This window comes from Saccharopolyspora erythraea NRRL 2338, from assembly GCF_000062885.1.
Taxonomy (GTDB): Bacteria; Actinomycetota; Actinomycetes; order Mycobacteriales; family Pseudonocardiaceae; genus Saccharopolyspora_D; species Saccharopolyspora_D erythraea.
Map to the genome: position 1 here is coordinate 4,616,879 of NC_009142.1, position 19,996 is coordinate 4,636,874.

The 19,996-nt window shown below is 71.2% G+C and carries 19 protein-coding genes; 9 read left to right on the forward strand and 10 right to left on the reverse strand.

The window, feature by feature from the left end:
- Nucleotides 1–24 precede the first annotated feature (24 nt).
- The 7 genes from SACE_RS20115 (at nucleotide 25) to SACE_RS20145 (ending at nucleotide 9,204) form a co-directional block, all read left to right on the forward strand.
- Nucleotides 25–1,254 (forward strand): benzoate/H(+) symporter BenE family transporter, encoded by a 1,230-nt coding sequence (locus tag SACE_RS20115; RefSeq protein WP_009946791.1) that lies wholly within the window; start codon nucleotides 25–27, stop codon nucleotides 1,252–1,254.
- 123 nt (nucleotides 1,255–1,377) lie between these two features.
- Nucleotides 1,378–2,334, forward strand: coding sequence for a hypothetical protein (locus tag SACE_RS20120; RefSeq protein WP_009946789.1), 957 nt, complete (start codon nucleotides 1,378–1,380; stop codon nucleotides 2,332–2,334).
- Nucleotides 2,335–2,493: 159 nt separating this feature from the next.
- Complete coding sequence (locus SACE_RS20125) at nucleotides 2,494–3,156, forward strand: hypothetical protein (RefSeq protein ID WP_231849706.1); 663 nt, start codon at nucleotides 2,494–2,496, stop codon at nucleotides 3,154–3,156.
- A 187-nt stretch (nucleotides 3,157–3,343) separates the two neighbouring features.
- Nucleotides 3,344–4,756 carry an APC family permease gene (locus SACE_RS20130; protein ID WP_009946786.1) on the forward strand — a complete coding sequence of 471 codons (1,413 nt, stop codon included), beginning with the start codon at nucleotides 3,344–3,346 and terminating at the stop codon, nucleotides 4,754–4,756.
- Complete coding sequence (locus tag SACE_RS20135) at nucleotides 4,753–6,063, forward strand: flavin monoamine oxidase family protein (protein WP_009946785.1); 1,311 nt, start codon at nucleotides 4,753–4,755, stop codon at nucleotides 6,061–6,063. Before SACE_RS20130 ends, SACE_RS20135 begins: the two co-directional genes overlap by 4 nt.
- Nucleotides 6,064–6,292: 229 nt before the next feature.
- A complete protein-coding gene (locus tag SACE_RS20140) occupies nucleotides 6,293–7,153 on the forward strand; it encodes an SDR family oxidoreductase (protein ID WP_009946784.1) in 861 nt (286 codons plus the stop codon).
- Between the two features lie 26 nt (nucleotides 7,154–7,179).
- Complete coding sequence (locus SACE_RS20145) at nucleotides 7,180–9,204, forward strand: CocE/NonD family hydrolase (RefSeq protein WP_009946782.1); 2,025 nt, start codon at nucleotides 7,180–7,182, stop codon at nucleotides 9,202–9,204.
- 53 nt (nucleotides 9,205–9,257) lie between these two features.
- On the opposite strand, the gene SACE_RS20150 is transcribed toward SACE_RS20145, so the two are convergent.
- Nucleotides 9,258–10,076, reverse strand: coding sequence for a DUF1206 domain-containing protein (locus SACE_RS20150; RefSeq protein ID WP_011874257.1), 819 nt, complete (start codon nucleotides 10,074–10,076; stop codon nucleotides 9,258–9,260).
- A 144-nt stretch (nucleotides 10,077–10,220) separates the two neighbouring features.
- On the opposite strand from SACE_RS20150, the gene SACE_RS20155 reads away from it, so the two are divergent.
- Nucleotides 10,221–11,282, forward strand: coding sequence for an NAD-dependent epimerase/dehydratase family protein (locus SACE_RS20155; RefSeq protein ID WP_011874258.1), 1,062 nt, complete (start codon nucleotides 10,221–10,223; stop codon nucleotides 11,280–11,282).
- Between the two features lie 67 nt (nucleotides 11,283–11,349).
- Here the strand turns inward: SACE_RS20155 and SACE_RS20160 are convergent, their stop codons facing one another.
- The 9 genes from SACE_RS20160 to SACE_RS20200 all read right to left on the reverse strand — a co-directional run bounded on the left by SACE_RS20160 (nucleotide 11,350) and on the right by SACE_RS20200 (nucleotide 18,666).
- Nucleotides 11,350–11,715 carry a DUF3618 domain-containing protein gene (locus tag SACE_RS20160; RefSeq protein WP_009946779.1) on the reverse strand — a complete coding sequence of 122 codons (366 nt, stop codon included), beginning with the start codon at nucleotides 11,713–11,715 and terminating at the stop codon, nucleotides 11,350–11,352.
- Complete coding sequence (locus SACE_RS20165) at nucleotides 11,712–12,134, reverse strand: phage holin family protein (RefSeq protein WP_011874259.1); 423 nt, start codon at nucleotides 12,132–12,134, stop codon at nucleotides 11,712–11,714. Before SACE_RS20165 ends, SACE_RS20160 begins: the two co-directional genes overlap by 4 nt.
- Before the next feature lie 47 nt (nucleotides 12,135–12,181).
- Nucleotides 12,182–12,364, reverse strand: a complete 183-nt coding sequence (locus tag SACE_RS20170; protein ID WP_011874260.1) for a hypothetical protein — start codon at nucleotides 12,362–12,364, stop codon at nucleotides 12,182–12,184.
- A 223-nt stretch (nucleotides 12,365–12,587) separates the two neighbouring features.
- Nucleotides 12,588–13,085 (reverse strand): hypothetical protein, encoded by a 498-nt coding sequence (locus SACE_RS20175; protein ID WP_009946774.1) that lies wholly within the window; start codon nucleotides 13,083–13,085, stop codon nucleotides 12,588–12,590.
- A 230-nt stretch (nucleotides 13,086–13,315) separates the two neighbouring features.
- The gene (locus SACE_RS20180) at nucleotides 13,316–14,410 is read right to left on the reverse strand and encodes an ABC transporter ATP-binding protein (RefSeq protein ID WP_009946772.1); all 1,095 of its coding nucleotides are present in this window, start codon (nucleotides 14,408–14,410) and stop codon (nucleotides 13,316–13,318) included.
- A gap of 108 nt (nucleotides 14,411–14,518) precedes the next feature.
- Nucleotides 14,519–15,346: a carbohydrate ABC transporter permease gene (locus SACE_RS20185; RefSeq protein ID WP_009946771.1), complete on the reverse strand. Its 828-nt coding sequence runs from the start codon at nucleotides 15,344–15,346 to the stop codon at nucleotides 14,519–14,521.
- Nucleotides 15,343–16,311, reverse strand: a complete 969-nt coding sequence (locus SACE_RS20190; RefSeq protein WP_009946770.1) for a carbohydrate ABC transporter permease — start codon at nucleotides 16,309–16,311, stop codon at nucleotides 15,343–15,345. Before SACE_RS20190 ends, SACE_RS20185 begins: the two co-directional genes overlap by 4 nt.
- Nucleotides 16,308–17,669, reverse strand: coding sequence for an ABC transporter substrate-binding protein (locus tag SACE_RS20195; protein WP_011874261.1), 1,362 nt, complete (start codon nucleotides 17,667–17,669; stop codon nucleotides 16,308–16,310). The genes SACE_RS20190 and SACE_RS20195 overlap by 4 nt, the downstream gene beginning before the upstream one ends.
- Nucleotides 17,656–18,666, reverse strand: coding sequence for a zinc-dependent alcohol dehydrogenase family protein (locus SACE_RS20200; RefSeq protein WP_009946768.1), 1,011 nt, complete (start codon nucleotides 18,664–18,666; stop codon nucleotides 17,656–17,658). Before SACE_RS20200 ends, SACE_RS20195 begins: the two co-directional genes overlap by 14 nt.
- A gap of 123 nt (nucleotides 18,667–18,789) precedes the next feature.
- Between SACE_RS20200 and SACE_RS20205 the strand changes: the two genes are divergently transcribed.
- Nucleotides 18,790–19,785 carry a sugar-binding transcriptional regulator gene (locus tag SACE_RS20205; RefSeq protein ID WP_009946767.1) on the forward strand — a complete coding sequence of 332 codons (996 nt, stop codon included), beginning with the start codon at nucleotides 18,790–18,792 and terminating at the stop codon, nucleotides 19,783–19,785.
- Nucleotides 19,786–19,996: the final 211 nt, after the last annotated feature.

Consider the following 19,996-nt stretch of genomic DNA (forward strand, 5'->3'; position numbering starts at 1 on the left):
GAACGATCCGCGAACGGAAGTCACGTGCAGCTGCGCCCGCGCGCCTCCCGCGTGCTCCCAGTGTCCTCCCTGGTGGCCGGAGCCATCACCACGCTGGTCGGGGTCACCAGCTCGGCCGCCATCGTGTTCCAGGCCGCCCGGGCGCTCGGCGCGGGCCCGGCCGAGATCGGCTCGTGGGTGCTGGCGCTGGGCGTGGGCATCGGCATCACCTCGATCACGCTGTCCCTCCGCCACCGCGCACCGGTGGTCACCGCCTGGTCCACGCCGGGCGCCGCCCTGCTGGCCGCGAGCGCACAAGGTACCTCGATGGCCGAGGCGGTCGGCGCGTTCCTCGTGGCGGCCGCCCTGACGGTGCTGGTCGGGGTCACCGGCTGGTTCGAGAAGGCGGTCGACCTCATCCCCGCCTCGATCGCGTCCGCCCTGCTCGGCGGCGTGCTGCTGCGCTTCGGCCTCGACGTCTTCACCACCATGCGGACGCAGTTCTGGCTGGTGCTGGCGATGCTGGTCGGCTACCTGGTGTGCAAGGCTCTGGTCCCCCGGTACGCGGTCCTGGCCGCTCTCGTCGCGGGGGTCGCGTTCGCGGCCGCGCGGGGAACCCTCCACTTCGAAGGGGTCCGGCTCGCCACGGCGGTACCGGTGCTCACCTGGCCCGACTGGTCCGCGCACGCGGTGGTCGGCATCGCGGTCCCGCTGTTCGTGATCACCATGACCTCGCAGAACCTGCCGGGCGTGGTCACGTTGCGCGCGCACGGCTACACGACGCCGGTCTCGCCGGTGCTGTCGTGGACCGGTCTGGCCAACCTCGTCCTGGCGCCGCTGGGCTGCTTCGGCATCAACCTCGCCGCCATCACGGCCGCGCTGTGCATGGGCCCCGACGCGCACCGCGACCCCGGGCAGCGATATCGGGCCGCCGTCGTCTCCGGCGTCTTCTACCTGCTGCTGGGAGTGTTCGGCGCGGCGCTCGGCAGCGTGCTCGGCGCGTTCCCGGTCGCGCTTGTCGCCGCGCTCGCCGGCATCGGACTGCTCGACACCATCGGCGGCTCGCTGGCGAACGCGACCGCCGACCCCGCCGGCCGCACCGCCGCGTTGATCGCGTTCCTGGTGACCGCCTCGGGGCTCGCGCCGTTCGGGATCGCGTCGGTGTTCTGGGGCCTGGTCGCCGGACTCGCCGCCCACGCGATCAGCCGCATGTCCAGGCTCCGCGAACGCGGCACCGCCGGAGACGTACAACTCGTCCACAGTGGTGAGTCCTGAGGTGAACGCCCGGGCCGGCCGAAAGCCGATTACACTACCCCCCTATAGTATGCCTATCGTGGTCTCGCGCCCGCGACGGCCGCATGGACGCGCACCGCATGCCGTCCGCGACTGGAGGGGTGGATGAACACCGCAGCGAGGCTTTCCGCCTACGGCGCGGCGCTCGCGCTCGTGTTCGGCGGCGCGTGGGCGGCCGGGGCCGCCCTCGGCCAATCCCCGGGCAACGCGGCGCAGGAACCACACGGCCACACGGCGGAGGATGCTCTTGCCGGGCACTTCGGCCCTGAGCACCCCGATGATGGCCACGGCCATGGCGGCGAGGAACACAGCCACGGCGCGGAACCGGTCCCTGCCGGGCTGCCGTCGACCAACGGCGGCTACACCCTCTCCCCCACCACGACGACGCTGCCGCGTGGCATTGTCAGCGAGTTCTCCTTCCGCATCACCGCTCCGAGCGGGAAGGCGGTGACCGGGTTCAAGGTCGAGCACGACAAGCGGATGCACCTCGTGCTCGTGCGCCGGGACACCACGGGCTACCAGCACCTGCACCCGGAGATGTCCCCCGACGGCACGTGGCGGGTTCCGATGCGCATCGACACGGCCGGGACCTACCGCGTGTTCGCCGACTTCGTCCCGGCAGGCGGCACCGCGCAGACACTCGGCGTCGACCTCTCGGTGCCCGGCGAGTTCACGCCCGCCGCCCACGCGCCGAGCCGGGTCGCCGAGGTCGACGGGTACCAGGTGCGCCTGGAAGGCGACCTGGTCGCCGGAAGGTCCGCACCGCTGACGGCGGAGGTCACCCGGGGCGGGCTTCCGGTCACCGACCTGCAGCCCTACCTCGCCGCCTACGGCCACCTCGTCGCGTTGCGCGCCGCGGACCTGGCGTACCTGCACGTCCACCCCGAAGGCGAGCCCGGCGACGGCAACACCCCCGCCGGGCCGCGGATCACCTTCGACGCCGAGGCGCCCTCGGCCGGGACGTACCGCCTGTTCCTGGACTTCCAGCACAGCGGCGAGGTCCGGACCGCGGAGTTCACCGTGGACGCGCTGCCCGAGACGACCGGTACGGCCGGGAACTGACCTCCTCGGCCCGGGACGTGATCGCGGAAGCGTTGGCGTGCAACGGCCTGGCCCGAACGATCGGGCGAACCCGCGCGGCGGACGCCCGGAAGCGCGACTCGCGCGGCAAGCTGTCCGAGCCAGGGCGCACGCCCGTTCTCCGCACTACAGGGAGCCGATGTGAGAACATCCTCCGGGCCCGGCCGACGCTCGGTCGTCGCCGTGGTCTCGCTGCTGTTCGCATTCACCGCCGGGACGGCACAGGCCGCTCCCGCGGAGGAACCGCAGGCACTCCTGTTCGCCACCAGCAACACCGCGGTCATCACCGATCCCGGCGACCCCAGGCTGGACACGCCGCTGACCGAGTTCGCCCGCGCGGTCCGCGGCATCATCCGGGACAACGGCGCCCGCGACGGCCGTTCGGAGCTGCTGGACGGCGTGTTCTGGTCCGGCGAGCTCCAGCGGGCCACCTACGAGCGGTCGCGCTCGTTCGACGTGCGCGAGACCGACCCGGTCGAGCTGCACCACATCGCCGACCTGGTGCGCAAGGAGTTCGGCCAGGAGTCGGTGCTGACCTTCGAGCACCTGCCGCGCGACTCCGCGCGCACGGACGCGTTCCTGGTCGAGGTCCCGGGTGTGGACGTCACCGACCTGCACGACGGGCTGGCGACCGACCCACAGGCCCGGGAACGTCTCGGCGGCGGGTCGGTCACCATGGACGGCGAGCTGGTGCTCGTCGCCGAACTGGCCGACCTCGAACTCGCCCGCGAGTTCGTCGTCCGGCTCGGTGGCCGGTGGGACGGTGCCGGCCTGCGCTACGGCGACCGGGAGTTCGTCGGCTGAGCCCGAACCCGGCCACCGGCGATCACCCGCCGGCGGCAGGGGTCCCGTCGTCGTCGATTCCCAGCGCCAGCCGCATCGCCGCGAGGTAGAGACTCCGGGAGGGTCATGGCGATGGCGAAGCCGTCGCGCCAGGTGAGCGTGCGTCGGAGGGCGGGTCGCGACGGGTGGGGTCGACGGCGAGTCCGGCATGGCTGTCCATTCGGTGCCGACCGGCCTGCTGGTCACCGTCGGCTACGCGATCGGCTCGATCGGCGCGTGGACGGCGATCTGCATCTGGGTGGCGGCGACCCTGATCGGGTTGCTGCAGAACATGCTCTTCGCCGAGATCGCCTCGATGTTGCCCGGCAGCTCCGGCGGCATCACCCGGTACGCGGCCGAGGGGTGGAAGCGCTACTTCGCCCCGCTGAGCGCCGTCGCGGCGTTCGGGTACTGGATCGGCTGGTCGTTCAGCATCGCGGTGAACGCCGCCGCGATCGGCGAGCTCGTGCACTCGCAGTGGTTCCCCCAGGTCACCGACGGGTTTCGGCTGCTGTCGCACGAGATCGGGCTCTCGGAGCTGATCGCGTTGTCGGCGATAGCGGGAGGCTGGGCGCTGAACTACTTCGGCGTCAAGATCGCGGCGAACCTGAACAAGTGCATGAGCGTGGTCGTCATCGCCGGCCTGGCTGCCCTGGTCGTCAGCGCTCCGGCGAGCGGCGGCTGGGACCTCGCCGACCTGACCTGGTACCAGGGCGGCAACTGGCTGACGCTGGTCGTGTGGTTCTACGTCACGGCGTGGACCACCTACGGCACGGAGATCCGCGCGTCGTTCGCGCCCGAGTACCGGGACCCCGCACGCGACACCGCACGCGCGCTGCAACGGGCGACGCTGTTCATGGTCGTGGTCTTCTTCGCCGTCCCGCTGGCGATGTCGGGCGCGATCGGCGAGCAGCGCATCTCCGACGACCCGCTCTCGGCGTTCGCCCTGGCCTTCCAGCAGTCGCTGGGCACCTCGTCGTGGCTCGGCGTGTCGATCCTGGTGGTCGCGCTGTTCCTGGGCATGGTCTCGACGACCGCCGACGGCGGACGCGCGCTCTACGGGCTCGCCGAGGAAGGCATGACGCTCCGGCAGCTGCACTGGCTGAACCGCTGGGGCGTGCCCGGCCGGTCGCTGACGCTGGACGCGGTGATCAACGCCGTGATCCTGCTGCTGCTCGGCGAACCCCTGAGCATCCTGCTGGCCGGCAACCTCGGCTACCTGGTGGCGATGACGCCGGCCGTCGGCTCCTTCCTGCTGCTGCGAAAGGACAGGCCGCACTGGCCGCGGCCGATCAGGCGCGGCCGGATCTGGGTTCCGGTCGCGGCGGCGCTGTTCGTCTTCGACCTCTTCGTGCTCGTGGTCGGCATGACCCACCCGTCGCCGGCGGGCTACGGCGGATTCCGGGAGACCGCGGCCGGGGTCGGCATCCTGCTCATCTCGGTGGTGCTGTTCGCCTACCGGCGGCTGGTGCAGGACCGGAAGCCACTCCGATGGCGGATCGAGACTCCGGTCCTGCCGCCCGAGAATGCCCAACTCGCAGCGGACACCGCCGCGGCCGACGGGAAACCAACGCAGAAATGAGGATCGACGTGGACGACTCCTACGACGTCATCGTGATCGGCGCCGGCTTCGCCGGGCTGACCGCCGCCCGCGAGCTGTCGCTGCGGGGCCGATCGGTCGTCGTGCTCGAAGCGCGCGACCGCATCGGCGGGCGAACGTGGACCGACGTCCGGTTCGGCAGGCCGCTGGAGATGGGCGGCACCTGGGTGCACTGGCTCCAGCCGCACACGTGGAGCGAGATCACCCGCTACGGGCTGGACGTCGAGCCGAGCCCGGGTTCCGAGGAGGTCTACTGGATCGCGGGCGGGCAGGTGCACAAGGGCACGCCCGCGGAGTTCGACGCGCTCATCGAGCGCGGCATGGACCGCCTCGCCGAGGACAGCCGCGAGTTCTTCGAGATGCCCTACGAGCCGCTGCGGCACCGGGGCCTGGACGCGATCGACCACGAGTCCGTCGTGGACTACTTCGGCCGGCTGGACCTCGACCCCACCGAACGGGAGGTGACCACCGGGGTGTGGGCGGAGCACTTCAACGCCCCCGCCGAGGTCTCCGGGCTGGCGCAGGCGATGCGCTGGTGCGCCGCGGCGTCGGGCGACTGGCGGCTGCTGCACGAGGCGACCTCCGGCTACCGGCTCGGCACCGGCACCGCCGCCCTGGCCTCGGCCATGGCCGAGGACGGCGACGCCGAGTTCCGCCTGCGCACCGTCGTCACCGCGGTCCGCCAGGAGGACGGTCGTGCGACGGCCACCACGGCCGACGGGAAGCGCTACACCGCGCGGCGGATCGTCTGCACGCTCCCGCTCAACGTGCTCGGTTCCATCGACTTCCAGCCCGGCCTTCCGGCCGCCAAGCTGGCGGCGAGCGCGGAGCGCACCGCTTCGCAGGGCCTGAAAACCTGGATCCGGGTGCGCGGTCACATCGCCCCGTTCACCGCCTACGCGCCGGACGACCACGCGCTCACCTTCGTCCGCCCGGAGTACACAGTGGATGGAGACACCGTTCTGGTCGCCTTCGGCACCCGGGCCTCGGATCTCGACCCCACCGACGCGGACGGCGTCGCACGGGCCCTGCGGTGCTGGCGCGACGACCTGGAGGTCGTCGACGTCACGGGCCACGACTGGATGCGGGACACCTTCTCCCGCGAGACCTGGCCGATGCAGCGCCCCGGGCAACTCACCAGGTACCTGGCCGCGCTGCGGGAACCGCACGGCGGCGTCCACTTCGCCGGCTCCGACATCGCGGGCGGCTGGGCCGGGTTCATCGACGGTGCGATCGAGTCGGGCCTGCACGCGGCGCGGCACGTCGAGACCGCACTGCGCACCGGCTAGTGCGGCCTGCCGTCCGCCCACGGGGTGGACGGCCCACGGTGCTCGGCGGACCGCCATCAGCCGGCCGCCGTGAGGATCCCCGCTGCCGCTCCGCACGGGTGTGCGCGGGAGTGCGCTCCCGCACACGATCACCACGCATAGTTCCGCGCGGTGGCGGGTACCTCCTCGCCAGTGCTAAAGGTCGTCCGTCCGCTCCCCGCAGCGCGAGCGGACCGATCGGAGGTCGTTCATGTCCGACGAACAGCCACCGGGCCAGCAGCAGGCGTACCCCGGCACGACCCAGGCGATGGAGCCGGTGCCGCGCGACGAGATGCGCGACTACCGCGGGCGGGAGCTGCTGGCGGGCAAACGGGCGCTGATCACAGGCGGCGACTCCGGAATCGGCCGCGCGGTGGCCGTGGCCTTCGCCAAGGAGGGCGCCGACATCGCCATCGCCTACCTCTCCGAGCTGGAGGACTCCGACGCCCAGCGCACCGCCGAACTGGTGCGCGCCCAGGGACGGCGGTGCGAGCTGCACCGCAGCGACCTGGCCTCGGAGGAGGCGTGCCAGGACCTGGTGCGCCGGACCGTCGAGGAGCTCGGCGGGCTCGACGTGCTGGTCAACCACGCCGGCACGCAGGCACCGGTGGAGAGCTTCACCGACACCACCACCGAGCAGTTCGACCGGACGTTCAAGGTCAACGTCTACAGCCCGTTCTGGCTGATCCGCGCGGCGCTTCCGCACCTGGGCGAGGGCGCGGCGATCATCAACACCGGCTCGGTCAACGGGCTGCGCGGCAACAAGACGCTCATCGACTACTCGGCCAGCAAGGGCGCCATCCACGTGCTGACCATGTCGCTCGCGCAGTCGCTGGCCGGCGAGGGCATCCGGGTCAACTGCGTGGCGCCCGGACCGGTGTGGACGCCGCTGATCCCCTCGACCCTGCCCGAGGACCACGTCGAGGGCTTCGGCGGGCACGTGCCGATGGGCCGGATGGCCCACCCCGACGAGATCGCGCCCTCCTACGTCTTCTTCGCCGCCGAACAGCTGTCCAGCTACTACACCGGTGAGGTGCTGGCACCGGTCGGTGGCGAAACACATCCAGGCTGACCGAACGCACCGGCTAAGGGGTGAGCATGAAGGCAGTAACGTCCCTGCCGCACGAAATCCGCGAGGACGAACACGTCTGGATCCCCCTCCCGGACGGCACCCGGCTCGGCGCACGCATCTGGCGGCCCGTCTCCTCCGACGACGAGCCGGTCCCGGCCGTGCTGGAACTGATCCCGTACCGCAAGCGCGACTTCACCGCGCTGCGCGACTCCATCCACCATCCGTACATGGCCGGCCACGGCTACGCGTGCGTGCGCGTCGACCTGCGCGGCAGCGGTGAGTCCGACGGGGTGCTGACCGACGAGTACCTGGAGCAGGAGCTCTCCGACGGCGAGGACGTCCTGGCCTGGCTGGCGGATCAGCCCTGGTGCGACGGCCGGACCGGGATGATGGGAATCTCCTGGGGCGGTTTCAACGCGCTGCAGATCGCCGCGCGCAAGCCGGAGAGCCTCAGCGCGATCGCGACGGTCTGCTCCACCGACGACCGCTACGCCGACGACGTGCACTACATGGGCGGGTGCCTGCTCAGCGACAACCTGTCGTGGGCGTCGACGATGTTCGCGTACAACTCCAGCCCGCCCGACCCCGAACTGGTCGGTGACCGCTGGCGCGAGATGTGGCACGACCGCCTGGAGCACAGCGGGCTGTGGCTGCACGAGTGGCTGTCGCACCAGCGCCGCGACGACTACTGGCGGCACGGTTCGGTCTGCGAGGACTACCACGCCGTGCAGTGCCCGGTGCTGGCCGTCAGCGGCTGGGCCGACGGCTACTCCAACGCCGTGTTCCGCCTGTTGCAGAACCTCGACGTCCCCCGCAAGGGCCTGATCGGGCCCTGGTCGCACAAGTACCCGCACCTGGGGCAGCCCGGCCCCGCGATCGGGTTCCTGCAGGAGCTGGTCCGCTGGTGGGACCGCTGGCTCAAGGACATCGACAACGACGTGATGGAAGGCCCGATGCTGCGGGCCTGGATGCAGGAGAGCGCGATCCCGTCCACCGCCTACTCGGAGCGGCCGGGCCGCTGGGTCGGCGAGCCGGGGTGGCCCTCGCCCGCGGTGCACCTGCGCGAGTACGCGCTGGACAAGAACACGTTGGTGTCCGGGGGCACCGAGGTCGAGGACCAGTCGTTGACGGTTGAATCACCGCTGTCGGTCGGCCAGTTCGCCGGCAAGTGGTGTTCCTACAACGCTCCCCCGGACCTGCCCTACGACCAGCGCGAGGAGGACGGCGGCTCGCTGGTGTTCGACACCGAACCGCTCACCGAGCGCTGCGAGATCCTGGGCGGCCCGTTCGTCGACCTGGACTTCGAGGTCAACCAGCCGGTGGCGATGGTCGCCGCCCGCCTCTCCGACGTGCACGCCGACGGGCGAGCGACCCGCGTGACCTACGGCCTGCTCAACCTCACGCACCTCGACGGCCACGCGGCACCCGAGACGCTGGTGCCCGGCAGGCGCTACCGCGCACGCATCCAGCTCAACGGCTGCGCTCAGGCGTTCCCACCCGGGCACAAGATCCGGTTGTCGCTGTCGACGTCGTACTGGCCGCTGGCCTGGCCGCCGCCGCGGCCGGTCCGGCTCACCGTCCACGCGGGCACCTCCAAGCTGACCGTGAAGGTCCGGCCGCGCCAGGACCCCGAGCCCTACGACGAGCAACCCTTCGGCGAGCCGGAGGGCACCCCGCCGCTGTCGGAGACCCGGCTCGTGCCCGGTGACCAGCGCTGGAAGGTCGAGCGGGACCTCGTGGACTACAAGTCAGCGCTGGAGGTCGTCAAGGACCTCGGCGTCGTGCGGCTGGACGACATCGACCTCAAGCTCAAGCGCCGCGCCTACGAGCGCTACTCCTGGGTCGCCGACGACTTCGGGTCGGTGTGCGGCGAGAACGAGTGGCGAATGCGGTTCACACGCGCGAACTGGGACGTCGAGACCGTCACCAGGACCGTGCTGACCTCGACGCCGGACGACTTCGTCCTGCACGCCGAGCTCGACGCCTACGAGGGAGGAAGGCGGGTGCTGTCGAAGAACTGGCAGCACACCATTCCCCGCGACCACGTGTAGGGGTCCGCGGACCGGCCGGCGTCCGGGCGCGCTCCCACCCGCCCGGGCGCCGGTCACCTGCGGTGCGCGGAGGCCGCGGCGACGCAGAAGACGGCGAACGCCGCGAACCCCGCGGCGATGGCCAACAGCGCGACCTGCCCGAACGGGTAGCCCACCAGGAAGTGCAGGGCCTGGTCGAGCCCGCCGGACTTGCGCGCGTCGACCGAGAGGGCAGCGGCGGCGAACAGCCCCGCGATGCTCAGGTAGGCCAGGCCCTTCGCGATCCAGCCCACGACTCCCAGGCGCCGCACCCACCTGCGCACGCCGCCGGGGAACGAGCGCATGTCCATGTCCTCCTCGAAGCTGCGCAGGACGCCGCGGCGCACGGTCGCGACCGCGACCACGAGGACGACCGCGGCCACCAGCCCGACCAGGAGACCGCCCGCGGGCAGGGTGAGCAGCGTCGCGGTCAGCCCCTGCTGCCGGCTGTTGCCCGAACCGGCCGGGCTGCCCATGAGCTGCTTCACCGCCAGCGCGCCGATGCTCACCGCGACCACGCCGCGACCGGCGGCGCCGAGCTGCCTGGTGGCACGGACGGCCTGCTCCCGAACCCAGCCGAAACCGATCAGCGCCAGGCAGAACTGCGACAGGGCGAACCCGAACAGCCCCACCGCCAGGACCACCAGCACCACCGTGCCCAGCGGCTGCGCGGCGAGCTTGCCGATCGCCCCCTGCGGGGCGGCGTGCTCGGCGCGGTCGCCCAGCGCGATCTGCAGCGCCAGCCCGGCGATGACGAGGTGCACCAACCCGTAGGCCGACCAGCCCGCCACGCCGAGGAACCGGACCAGACGGCTGTTCTCCACCTGCCGCGCTCTGCGCACCAGACCAGCCACCGGATCGACCTTACCCGGCTTCACACCTGATCAAGAGCCGCCCGCGGCCCGGTGCCCGGCGCGAACCGCGGTAGTTTCCCGGCTCCGCCGCCCGGGTAGGTCCACTGACAGGGTCCGATGCCGCCGCGGATGGGAGGAACCGCGATGAGCGCCAGGGAATCGATGCGCGTGGTCGTCGTCGGGGCGACCGGCAACATCGGCACCAGCGTCGTCGAAGCGCTCGGTGCCGACCCGGCCGTGTCCGCGATCGTGGCGATGGCCAGGCGCGAGCCCGCGCAGCTGGATCCCAAGGCGACCTGGGTCGGGGCCGACGTCACCAGCGACGAGCTGGTGCGGCACTTCCGCGGCGCCGACTGCGTGGTGCACCTGGCGTGGATCTTCCAGCCGACCCACGATGCGGTCGCGACCTGGCGCAACAACGTCATGGGGAGCCTGCGGGTCTTCGACGCGGTGGCCGAGGCGGGAGTGCCCGCGCTGGTGCACGCCTCCTCCGTCGGCGCCTACTCGCCGGGTCCGCGGCGCGCGGTCGACGAGTCATGGCCGACGCACGGCTGGCCGGGCGCGGCCTACACCCGCGAGAAGGCTTACCTCGAACGCAGCCTGGACGCCTACGAGCGCGAGCACCCGGACATCCGCGTCGTGCGGATGCGGACCGCCTTCTCGTTCAAGACCCAGGCGGCTTCCGAGCAGCGCAGGCTTTTCCTCGGACCGTTCCTGCCGAACCGGCTGGCGCGCCCCGACCTCGTCCCGCGCATCCCGGCGCTGCCCGGCCTGCGTTTCCAGGCGGTGCACAGCAGCGATCTCGGGGAGGCGTACCGGCTCGCGGTGCGTTCGGAGGCCTCGGGCGCCTTCAACGTGGCTTCCGAACCGGTGATCGACTCGGAGGTGCTGGCGGAGCTGTTCGGCGCGCAGACGTTCCGGATGCCGGTGTGGCCGGTGCGGACCGCACTCGCGGCCGCGTGGCGCCTGCACCTCGTACCCGCGTCGCCGGGCTTGTTCGACGCCTTCCTGCGACTGCCCATCATGGACGTCTCGCGCGCGCGTTCGGTGCTCGGCTGGGAGCCTCGACGCAGCTCCACCGAGGCGGTCGAGGAGTTCGTGCACGGGCTCAGGGAAACGGCGGGCGCCCCGACTCCCCCGCTGCAGCCCAGGATTCCGGGCGGCCGCGTCGCGGAGATCAGGACCGGAGTCGGCCAACGCCAGTAGTCGGCCGCACAGCCGGTAGTCGGCTGCGCGGCCACAGTGGATGGGAACGCTCGGGCGCCTGTGCTACCTATCTGCCGGATGCCACGCACAGCCGGTACAGAGGATTCCCCTTCGACTTGGGAGCTCTCCTCCTGGTCAATGCGTAGACGGCGACGCCCACCGCGGCGGACGCGGCGCCGTAGACCCAGACGTCGTTGCGCGCGTTGCGTACTCGATGCGCCGCGTCGGCAGCGCGGTGCGCTGCGTCGGCAGCGCGATCCTGGGTGTCCTTCACCCGCTCGTACACCGCCTGCTTCGAGCGTTCCGGAACCCGCGCGCGGCTGGCGAGCTCCTGGATGGTCTCGCCCAGCTCCTCCCGGGTCAGCTCCCGGTCCGCGTCCAGCCAGTCCGCGTCGTCATCGCCGGTGCCGCGGCCCCGGTGCTTCGCGCTCATCGCCGACCCGCCTCCTTCACCAGCTCGATGTCCTCCCGGACCTCGCCCATCGTCCGTTCCGGCACCGCCGGTGCGGCCCGGCGCAGCCGGGAACGGCCGACCAGTGCGGCGACACCGGACACCAGCAGCAGCGCCACCGACACGATCAGCGCCGCCAGCCAGGCATCGAGCACCAGCGACAGCAGCAGGACCGCCGTGGCGACCAGCGTCGCTCCGCCCAGCAGGGCGAAGACGCCCGCGGCGCCCAGCGCGGCGGCGCCCTTGCCGGCCTCCTTGCCGCGCTCCCGCATCTCCCGCTGCGCCAACCGCATCTCGGTGCGGACCAGGTGCGTGAGCTGTTCGCTGAGGTCGGCGACCAGCTGCGGTGTGGAACGCTCGCCCGGCGAAACCCGATGCACGGGCTGTACTCGCGTCGCCATGGTCGGCCCCTTCCGTTCTGGTGGCGGGCGTGCCGCCGCTTCCTGCATCAGCGCTCGGGGCGCTCCTGCTCGCTCACGAACGGCTCCTCGCCCGGGTCGTCGTCGGCGGGCGGCTCGGCGTCGAGGGACTCGTCGGCGCGTGTCGGGTGGTTGCCCCGCAGCCGTCCTTCCATCTCCTTCTCCAGCTCGTCGTCCTTCATCGGACTGTGCTTGTCACTACCGCGCGTCATCTGGCGGCCTCCTTCCGCTTTTCGGTCGCCGCTGCGGCCCGCGGCACAACATCGACCTACCCAATGCCCACCGCAGGGCAAACGTGATCGGCGCCCGTGCCGGAAGGGCGGTCGAACAGGCGTGCAGGCCGATGGCCGGCGCGTCAGCACGGGTGAGCCGACACGACGGTCCCTGCTCGCCGCGGCGATGTGGGCTGCGAGCAGAGACCGTCGTGAGGGGCACCTAGCGCGTGGCGCGCTCCGCGGGGGTCTGCGCGGTGCGCTGCGCCTGCGTGCCGGTCGCGGGCTCCTGCGCGGGCTTCTTGATCGGCGAGTTGGCGTTGCCGCCGGCCGGCGCGTGCGTATGGTCCTCGACGCGCGCCGCCGTCAGCTCCTCGTCGAGCACCTGGACCTGCTGGCGGGCGCGGACCTTGGCCAGCACGCCGATCGTGATGCCGTGCGCCAGCGCCAGGACCAGCAGCAGGATCCCCAGCTTGGCGACCGCGCTCTCCAGCGGGCTGCCCAGGTCCACGTCCACGATGGAGATGAGGGCCAGCACACCCAGCGTGGCCAGGTGGAAGACCACCGTGATCAGCTGGTTGACCGAGTCGGCGACCTTGGAATCGGGGTAGACGGCTCTGAGGTACGTGGTGCCGCTGCGCCTGATGAGCTGGCCGTCGACGGCCACCAGCACCACGCCCACGATCAGGAACATCACGTACGAACCGGCATCGGCTGCCATCGTCAGACTCCCTTCCGGGCTCGGCTGATCGCAATGATCACGCCTCACCGCGGTACCCGGAGGCGAAGACGATCCAAACACCGCGGCGGCCCGGACGACGATGCTTCGCCTCATCGGCGTAGCGCGGGGCGACGTCCGCCCCTGCCCAGTGGTTGTCCAAGTCCGGGCTTCGGCTCTGCCCGCGGGACCCGCTCCGGACGCGCCGCGGCCCGCGCGACAGCCCGGCCCGCTCAGCCGCCGATGCGCAGGGTGGTTTCCGGGTGGAAGAAGTGGACCTCATCGAAGTCGCGCAGCGTCACCCGGAGCCGCTCGCCGAGCCGGGGAGGAACCCGCCCGTCGACCCGCACGACCACGCGCTTCTCCTCGCCGCCCAGGGACAGCGACCCGTGCACGTAGCCGTCGGCACCGAGTTCCTCGACCAGTTCGACGGTGAGGTCGAAACCGGCTTCGCCCTCACCCGCGGGCCGGAGGCACTCCGGACGCACGCCGAACACCACCCGCGAAAGGTCACCGGCCTCGGCCGCGACCTCGCGCGGCAGCGGGACGGTCAGACCGCCGAGCTCGATCCCGTCAGTGCCGGGGGTCACCTCCAGCAGGTTCATCGACGGAGACCCGATGAAGCCCGCCACGAACGAGTTCGCCGGGTGGTCGTAGAGCTCCCGGGGCGAGGCGCACTGCTGGAGCAGCCCGTCCTTGAGCACCGCCACCCGGTCGCCCATCGTCATCGCCTCGACCTGGTCGTGGGTGACGTACAGGGTGGTGGTGCCCAGACGCCGCTGGAGACCGGCGATGTTGGCGCGCGTCTCCACCCGCAGCTTCGCGTCCAGGTTGGACAGCGGCTCGTCCATCAGGAACACGCTGGGCTCGCGCACGATCGCCCGGCCCATCGCCACCCGCTGCCGCTGGCCGCCGGAGAGCGCCTTGGGCTTGCGGTCCAGGTACTTGCCGAGGTCGAGCATTCCGGCCGCCTCGGTGACCTTGGCGCGGATCTCGTCCTTCGGCATCCCCCGCAGCTTGAGCGCGAAGCCCATGTTCTCGGCCACCGTCATGTGCGGGTACAGCGCGTAGGACTGGAACACCATCGCGATGTCCCGGTCCTTCGGCGGCAGGCCGGTCACGGTCCGCTCGCCGATGCGGATGTCGCCCTCGTTGACGTCCTCCAGGCCCGCGAGCATGCGCAGCGCCGTGGACTTGCCCGAGCCCGAGGGGCCCACCAGCACCAGGAACTCGCCGTCGGCCACCTCCAGGTCGAGCCGGTCGACCGCGCGGACCGGGGTGCTGCCCGGGTACACCCGCGAGGCGCTCGCGTAGACGACTTCAGCCATTGAAGTGCTCCTTGTTCGTTGCAGACCGTGCTTGAACGCGGTGTGGGAATCCGCGCGGCGCGCGGATGGCCCTGGCGGGCCGCTTGAAGCCCCAGGTGGGGCTTCAAGTCACTTCACCGCGCCCATGGAAAGGCCGCGCACCAGGTGGTTCTGGGCGATCCAGCCGACCACCATCACCGGCAGTGAAGCCAGCAGCGCCGCCGCCGAGAGCTGCGCCCAGTACAGGCCTTCGCTGGTGATGAAGCCGACCAGGAAGACCGGCACCGTCCCGGCCTGGGCCGCGGTGAGGTTCACCGCGTAGAAGAACTCGGTCCAGGAGAAGATCACGCAGATCAGCGCGGTGGCGGCGATGCCGGGCGCGACCACCGGCAGCACCACCCGGAACAGCAGCGTCGGCAGGTTCGCGCCGTCCACGCGGCCCGCCTCGACCATCTCCTTGGGCACCTCCAGGAAGAACGAGCGCATCATCCACACCGCCAGCGGCAGGTTCATCGCGGTGTAGAGCACGACCAGCGCCCAGACGTTGTCCAGCAGCTTGAGGTTCTGCGAGATGACGTAGAGCGGGATGATCGCCGCGACGATCGGCAGCATCTTGGTGGACAGGAAGAAACCGAGCGCGTCGCGGGTGCCCGGCACCGCCGCGATCGACAGCGCGTAGGACGCGGGCACCGCCATCAGCAGCACCAGCACCGTCGACACGACGGTCACGAACGCCGAGTTGCCCAGGTAGGGCAGGAACCCGCGTTCCAGGATCCCGGCGAACTGCTCGAGCGTCGGGGTGAACACCAGCCGCGGCGGGTCGGTGTAGGCGTCGGCCTCCTGCTTGAAGGAGGTCAGCACCATCCACAACAGCGGGAACACGAACAGGACCGCGACCAGCCAGGTGAACGCCGTCAGCGCCGACCGGCCCAGCGGAGTACCGGCACGGGTGCTCATTTCGCCTCCCCGCTCACCCCGAAGGTGCGGAACATCAGTCGCAGCGCGAAGGTCGCCACGATCAGGGTCAGGATCACCACGATCACGCCCATCGCCGAGGACTGGCCGATGTCGAAGCCCTCGAAGGCGCGCTGGTAGATGTAGTAGGGCAGGTTGGTGCTCGCGGTTCCCGGACCGCCCTGGGTCATCAGGAAGATCGCGTCGAAGCTGTTGACGACGTAGATCGCGCCGAGCAGCACCGCGAGCTGCATGTACCGGCTCAGCTGCGGCAGCGTGATCGAGGTGAAGATCCGCCAGCGCCCGGCACCGTCGACCTGCGCGGCCTCCAGCACCTCGCGTGACTGGGCCTGCAGCCCGGCCAGCACCAGCAGCATCATGAACGGCGTCCACTGCCACACGACCTGGGCCATCACCGAGGCCAGCGGGTACTCCGACAGCCAGTCGGTGTCACCGCCGAGGACGAAGTTCAGCAGACCGTAGGTCGGGTCGAACATCGTGGTCTTCCACAGCAGCGCCCCGGCCGCGGGCAGGATCAGGAACGGGGTGATGAGCAGCGTGCGCACCACACCCCGGCCGAGGAACTGCCGGTCGAGCAGCATCGCCAGCCCGAGGCCCAGCAGCAGCGCCACCAGCACGCAGACCACGGTCAGCAGCACCGTGTTGAGCATCGCGCCGCGGAACTGGCTGTCGGCGAAGACGTCGACGTAGTTGCGCAGCCCGACGAAGTGCCGCGAACCGGGGCGCACCAGGTTCCACGACTGGAACGAGTAGAACACCGTGAGCAGGAACGGCACCTGGGTGACCACGACGGTGAACAGCAGGGCGGGCATCAGCGGCGCCCGCCGCTTCCACGCCGTCGCCGACCACTTGCCCGCGGGCTTGCGCGCTTGCGGTCCGGCGGTTCCCGTTCGCTCGGCGACGTCCTGCGCGGACGGGGTCTGAGTCGTGGGGGTGGTCGGGGTCATCGCGTCTCCCGGTACGACTCGCCGACGGTCTCGGCGTACTCCTGGGACTGCCGCAGCGCCTCGTCGACCGAGATCTGCCCGGCCACGGCGGCCGAGAGCTGCTGGCTCACGCGGGTGCCCAGGTCCTGGAACTCCGGGATGCCCGCGAACTGGATGCCCGGGTAGGGCACTGGACGGGTCATGGTGTTGGCCTGGGTGGCGCGGTTGATCCCGTCGAGGGTGGGCTGGGCGTAGGCCTGCGCGGCCTGCTGGTACTCCGGGATCTGGTAGGTCGACAGCCGGCAGCCCGGCGGCACCCGGTTCCAGCCGAAGGTCGTGCCGACCTCCCGCACGAACCGCTTGTCGGTCATCCACCGCATGAACCGCCACGCGGCGTCCTTGTCCTCGGCGACCTTCGGCATCGCCAGCGACCACGTGTAGAGCCAGCCGCTGTCGGGAGTGCGCTCCACCGGCGCGGCCACGTACCCCGACTTGCCGACGATCTTGCTGCTCGCCGGGTCCTCGTTGGTGCCCGCCATGACGGTGGCGTCGTACCACATCGCGGCCTGGCCCTGGGCGTAGCGCGTGCCGCACTCGGAGAAGCCGGCGCTGGACGCGCCGACCTCGCCGTGCTCGCGCACGAGCTTCACGTAGAACTCCGCGGCCGCCCGGAACTCCGGCGAGGTCAGCTGCGCGTTCCAGTTCTCGTCGAAGTAGCGGGCCCCGAAGGTGTTGGCGACGGTGGTGAACGGCGCCAGGCTCTCGCCCCAGCCGGGCTTGCCGCGCAGGCAGATCCCGGCCATGCCCGCCTTGTCGTCGTCGAGCTTCGCGGCGAGCTCGGCGATCTGCTGCCAGGTCGGCCGCTCGGGCATCCGCAGGCCGGCGCGGTCGAAGAGGTCCTTGCGGTAGGCCAGGAACGATGACTCGCCGTAGAACGGCACCGCGTGCATCGCGCCCTGGTAGGACAGCGAGTCGCGGATGCTGGGGATGAAGTCGCCGGGGTCGTAGCCGGGGCTGGCGTCGATGTAGGGCTGCAGGTTCTCCAGCCAGCCGTTGGCCGCCCACTGCGGGGTCTCGTAGTTGCTGATCATCACCACGTCGAACTCGCCGCCCCCGGTGGCGGTGGACGAGGTGATCTTGGCGCGTGCCTGGTTCTCGGGCAGCTGCACGAACTTCAGGTGGATTCCCGGGTTCTCCCGCTCGAACCGGTCCGACAGCGCGATCGCGTCCTCCATCTGCGGGTTCGACACGATCGCCACGACCAGCGTCCGCCCGCCCGCGCCGATGGCTCCGGCGCCCGCGCACCCGGTGAGCAGCAGAAGCGCCGCCACCGCGAGCAATGCCAGCGCCGGGGTCCGTCGCCTGCTACGCATCGGCATCGACACCTCCCGGTAGCACCTGCACCTTCAGTCCCGCACCGCTGCGCATCAGTTCCAGCGCCTTGGGGAAGTCCTCCAGCGTCAGCCTGTCGGTGAGCAGCTCCTCGGTGTTCACCGCGCCGGAGGCCACCAGGTCCAGCGCCGCGCCGTAGCTGTGCAGCACCGCCATCGAGCCGACGATGGTGATCTCGTCGTTGTAGATGCGGAACGGCGACAGCGACACCCTTGCCTCGGCCGGGGCGACCCCGAACACCAGCAGCCGGCCGCCGCGGCGCAGCGAGTCGAAGGCCGCCTCGATCGCGGGGGCCGCTCCGGTGCAGTCCACCGCGGCGTCGAAGCGCTCGCCGTCCAGCTCGGCGACGTCGCCGGCCACGGCCACCGCGCCCAGCCTGCTCGCCCGGCCCAGCCGAGCGGTGTTGCGGTCGACGACCGTGACGTGGGCGCCACCGCGCTGCAGCAGCTGCTGCATCAGCAGGCCCATCGTGCCCGCGCCGACGACCAGGAAGCGCTCGCCGGCTTCGACGCCGATCTGGCGCACGCCGTGCACCGCGCACGACACCGGCTCGACCAGCGCGCCCTGCTCCCAGGTCATCTCGTCGGGCATCCGGTAGCAGGTCGCGGCGGGTACCGACACGTACTCGGCGAACGCACCGTTGACGGTGTCGCCGGTGGCGTTCCAGTTCGCGCAGAGGTTGCCGTGCCCGGAGCGGCAGGGGGTGCAGTAGCCGCAGAACAGCGACGGGTCCACCGCCACGCGGTCACCGATCTCGAAGCCACCCGGTGCCTCGGAACCGAGCTCGACCACCTCACCGGCGAACTCGTGCCCGGGCACGATCGGGTATGGGGTGGGCGGGAAGTGCCCGTCGGCGATGTGCAGGTCCGTGCCGCAGATGCCGCAGGCACCGACCTTGATCACCACGTCCCGCTCCCCCGGACTGGGGTCCTGCACGTCGCCCACCCGGACCGAACCGGGCCGGTCAACGATCGCGGCTCGCATGCCACTCCTCCCGCTCGTTTGAGCACTCACGTGAGCGAGCGCCCTCGCAACATGCCGAGAATTGAAGACATGCCCCGGTGTTACGTCAACCTTTCGGGCAGATTTCGATGCTACTGTGCTCATATGAGCAGGAATTCGTCCAATCCCGGGCTTGGCGAAACCGTCACCGCCGCCGCGATCGCGCGCCGGTTCTACCTCCAGGGACACTCCAAGCTGGAGATCGCCGAGGAGTTCGGGATCAGCCGGTTCAAGGTCGCCCGCATCCTTTCCGCAGCTCAGGAGAGAGGCCTGATCCGGATCGAGTTCGACATGCCCTATCCGATCGACGTGCCGCTCTCCGACGAGATCCGGTCCGTCTACGGGCTGCGGCAGGTTCTGGTGCTCAACCGAGCGCGCACGAGGGAGGAACGCCCCGAGCAACGCAGGCGGATCGGCGCGCTGGCCGCCGAGCTGCTGTCCGAGATCGTCACCCCCGACGACGTGATCGGGCTGTCCTGGGCGCGGTCGGTCAACGCGATGGCCGAGTCGATCCGTTCACTGCCGAGCTGCCCGATCGTGCAGCTTTGCGGGGTGCAGGCGGGCATGGACATGCGCGACCGCTCGGTGGAGACCGTCAACCGGGTCGCGGCCGCCACCGGCGGGCAGGCGTACCCGATCTACGGCCCGCTGGTGCTGCCCGACCGGCGCACCGCGCAGATCCTGCGCGAGCAGCCCGGCATCGCCGAGACCTTCGCCCGGTTCCGGCAGCTGACCAAGGCGGTGGTGAGCATCGGGGCGTGGCAGGAGGGCGAGTCCACGGTCTACGACGCGCTGAGCCCGGCCGAGCGCGAGGCGATCGGACGGCGGGGCGCCACCGCCGAGGTCGCGGCCCGGCTGTTCGACGCCGAGGGCAACGCGCTCTCGACCGGCCTGGCCCACCACGTGCTGGCGATCACCCAGGAGGAGCTGCGCCGCGTACCGGAAGTGATCGCGCTGGGTTACACCGAGCCGAAGGCGGCCGCGATCGACGCGGTGCTGCGCTCGGGCATCGTCACCACCCTGATCACCGACGCCGAGGCCGCCGAGGCCCTGCTGGAACGGAGCACCAAGCGCGCTGCGCCGACGCCGCCGCAGGACTGACGCACCCGTGGGTCTTCCGGGCGCCCTGACGACCGGAAGACCCACCGATCCTCGCCACCGGGCGCAACCGGCCCCGGCTCACGCATCGCCGGCGCATGCATCACGGGCGCTCGGGCTCGTCATCCTCCGGTGGCATCCCCGCGGCCGGCTCCCTCGCCCTGGACGCCCGACGAAAGTCGACCATCTGCCGCACTTTCGCCGGTAGCCCGAT

Bases quoted from the DNA above. Each gene is read 5' to 3' on its own strand.
- SACE_RS20160 (WP_009946779.1), bottom strand. From the start codon at position 11,715: ATGAGCGCGAAGCACCGGGGCCGCGGCACCGGCGATGACGACGCGGAC.
- SACE_RS20205 (WP_009946767.1), top strand. From the start codon at position 18,790: ATGAGCAGGAATTCGTCCAATCCCGGGCTTGGCGAAACCGTCACCGCC.
- SACE_RS20145 (WP_009946782.1), top strand. From the start codon at position 7,180: ATGAAGGCAGTAACGTCCCTGCCGCACGAAATCCGCGAGGACGAACAC.
- SACE_RS20185 (WP_009946771.1), bottom strand. From the start codon at position 15,346: ATGAGCACCCGTGCCGGTACTCCGCTGGGCCGGTCGGCGCTGACGGCG.
- SACE_RS20130 (WP_009946786.1), top strand. From the start codon at position 3,344: ATGGCTGTCCATTCGGTGCCGACCGGCCTGCTGGTCACCGTCGGCTAC.
- SACE_RS20120 (WP_009946789.1), top strand. From the start codon at position 1,378: ATGAACACCGCAGCGAGGCTTTCCGCCTACGGCGCGGCGCTCGCGCTC.
- SACE_RS20195 (WP_011874261.1), bottom strand. From the start codon at position 17,669: ATGCCGATGCGTAGCAGGCGACGGACCCCGGCGCTGGCATTGCTCGCG.
- SACE_RS20175 (WP_009946774.1), bottom strand. From the start codon at position 13,085: ATGGCAGCCGATGCCGGTTCGTACGTGATGTTCCTGATCGTGGGCGTG.
- SACE_RS20190 (WP_009946770.1), bottom strand. From the start codon at position 16,311: ATGACCCCGACCACCCCCACGACTCAGACCCCGTCCGCGCAGGACGTC.
- SACE_RS20140 (WP_009946784.1), top strand. From the start codon at position 6,293: ATGTCCGACGAACAGCCACCGGGCCAGCAGCAGGCGTACCCCGGCACG.
- SACE_RS20170 (WP_011874260.1), bottom strand. From the start codon at position 12,364: ATGACGCGCGGTAGTGACAAGCACAGTCCGATGAAGGACGACGAGCTG.
- SACE_RS20155 (WP_011874258.1), top strand. From the start codon at position 10,221: ATGAGCGCCAGGGAATCGATGCGCGTGGTCGTCGTCGGGGCGACCGGC.
- SACE_RS20180 (WP_009946772.1), bottom strand. From the start codon at position 14,410: ATGGCTGAAGTCGTCTACGCGAGCGCCTCGCGGGTGTACCCGGGCAGC.
- SACE_RS20135 (WP_009946785.1), top strand. From the start codon at position 4,753: ATGAGGATCGACGTGGACGACTCCTACGACGTCATCGTGATCGGCGCC.
- SACE_RS20200 (WP_009946768.1), bottom strand. From the start codon at position 18,666: ATGCGAGCCGCGATCGTTGACCGGCCCGGTTCGGTCCGGGTGGGCGAC.
- SACE_RS20165 (WP_011874259.1), bottom strand. From the start codon at position 12,134: ATGGCGACGCGAGTACAGCCCGTGCATCGGGTTTCGCCGGGCGAGCGT.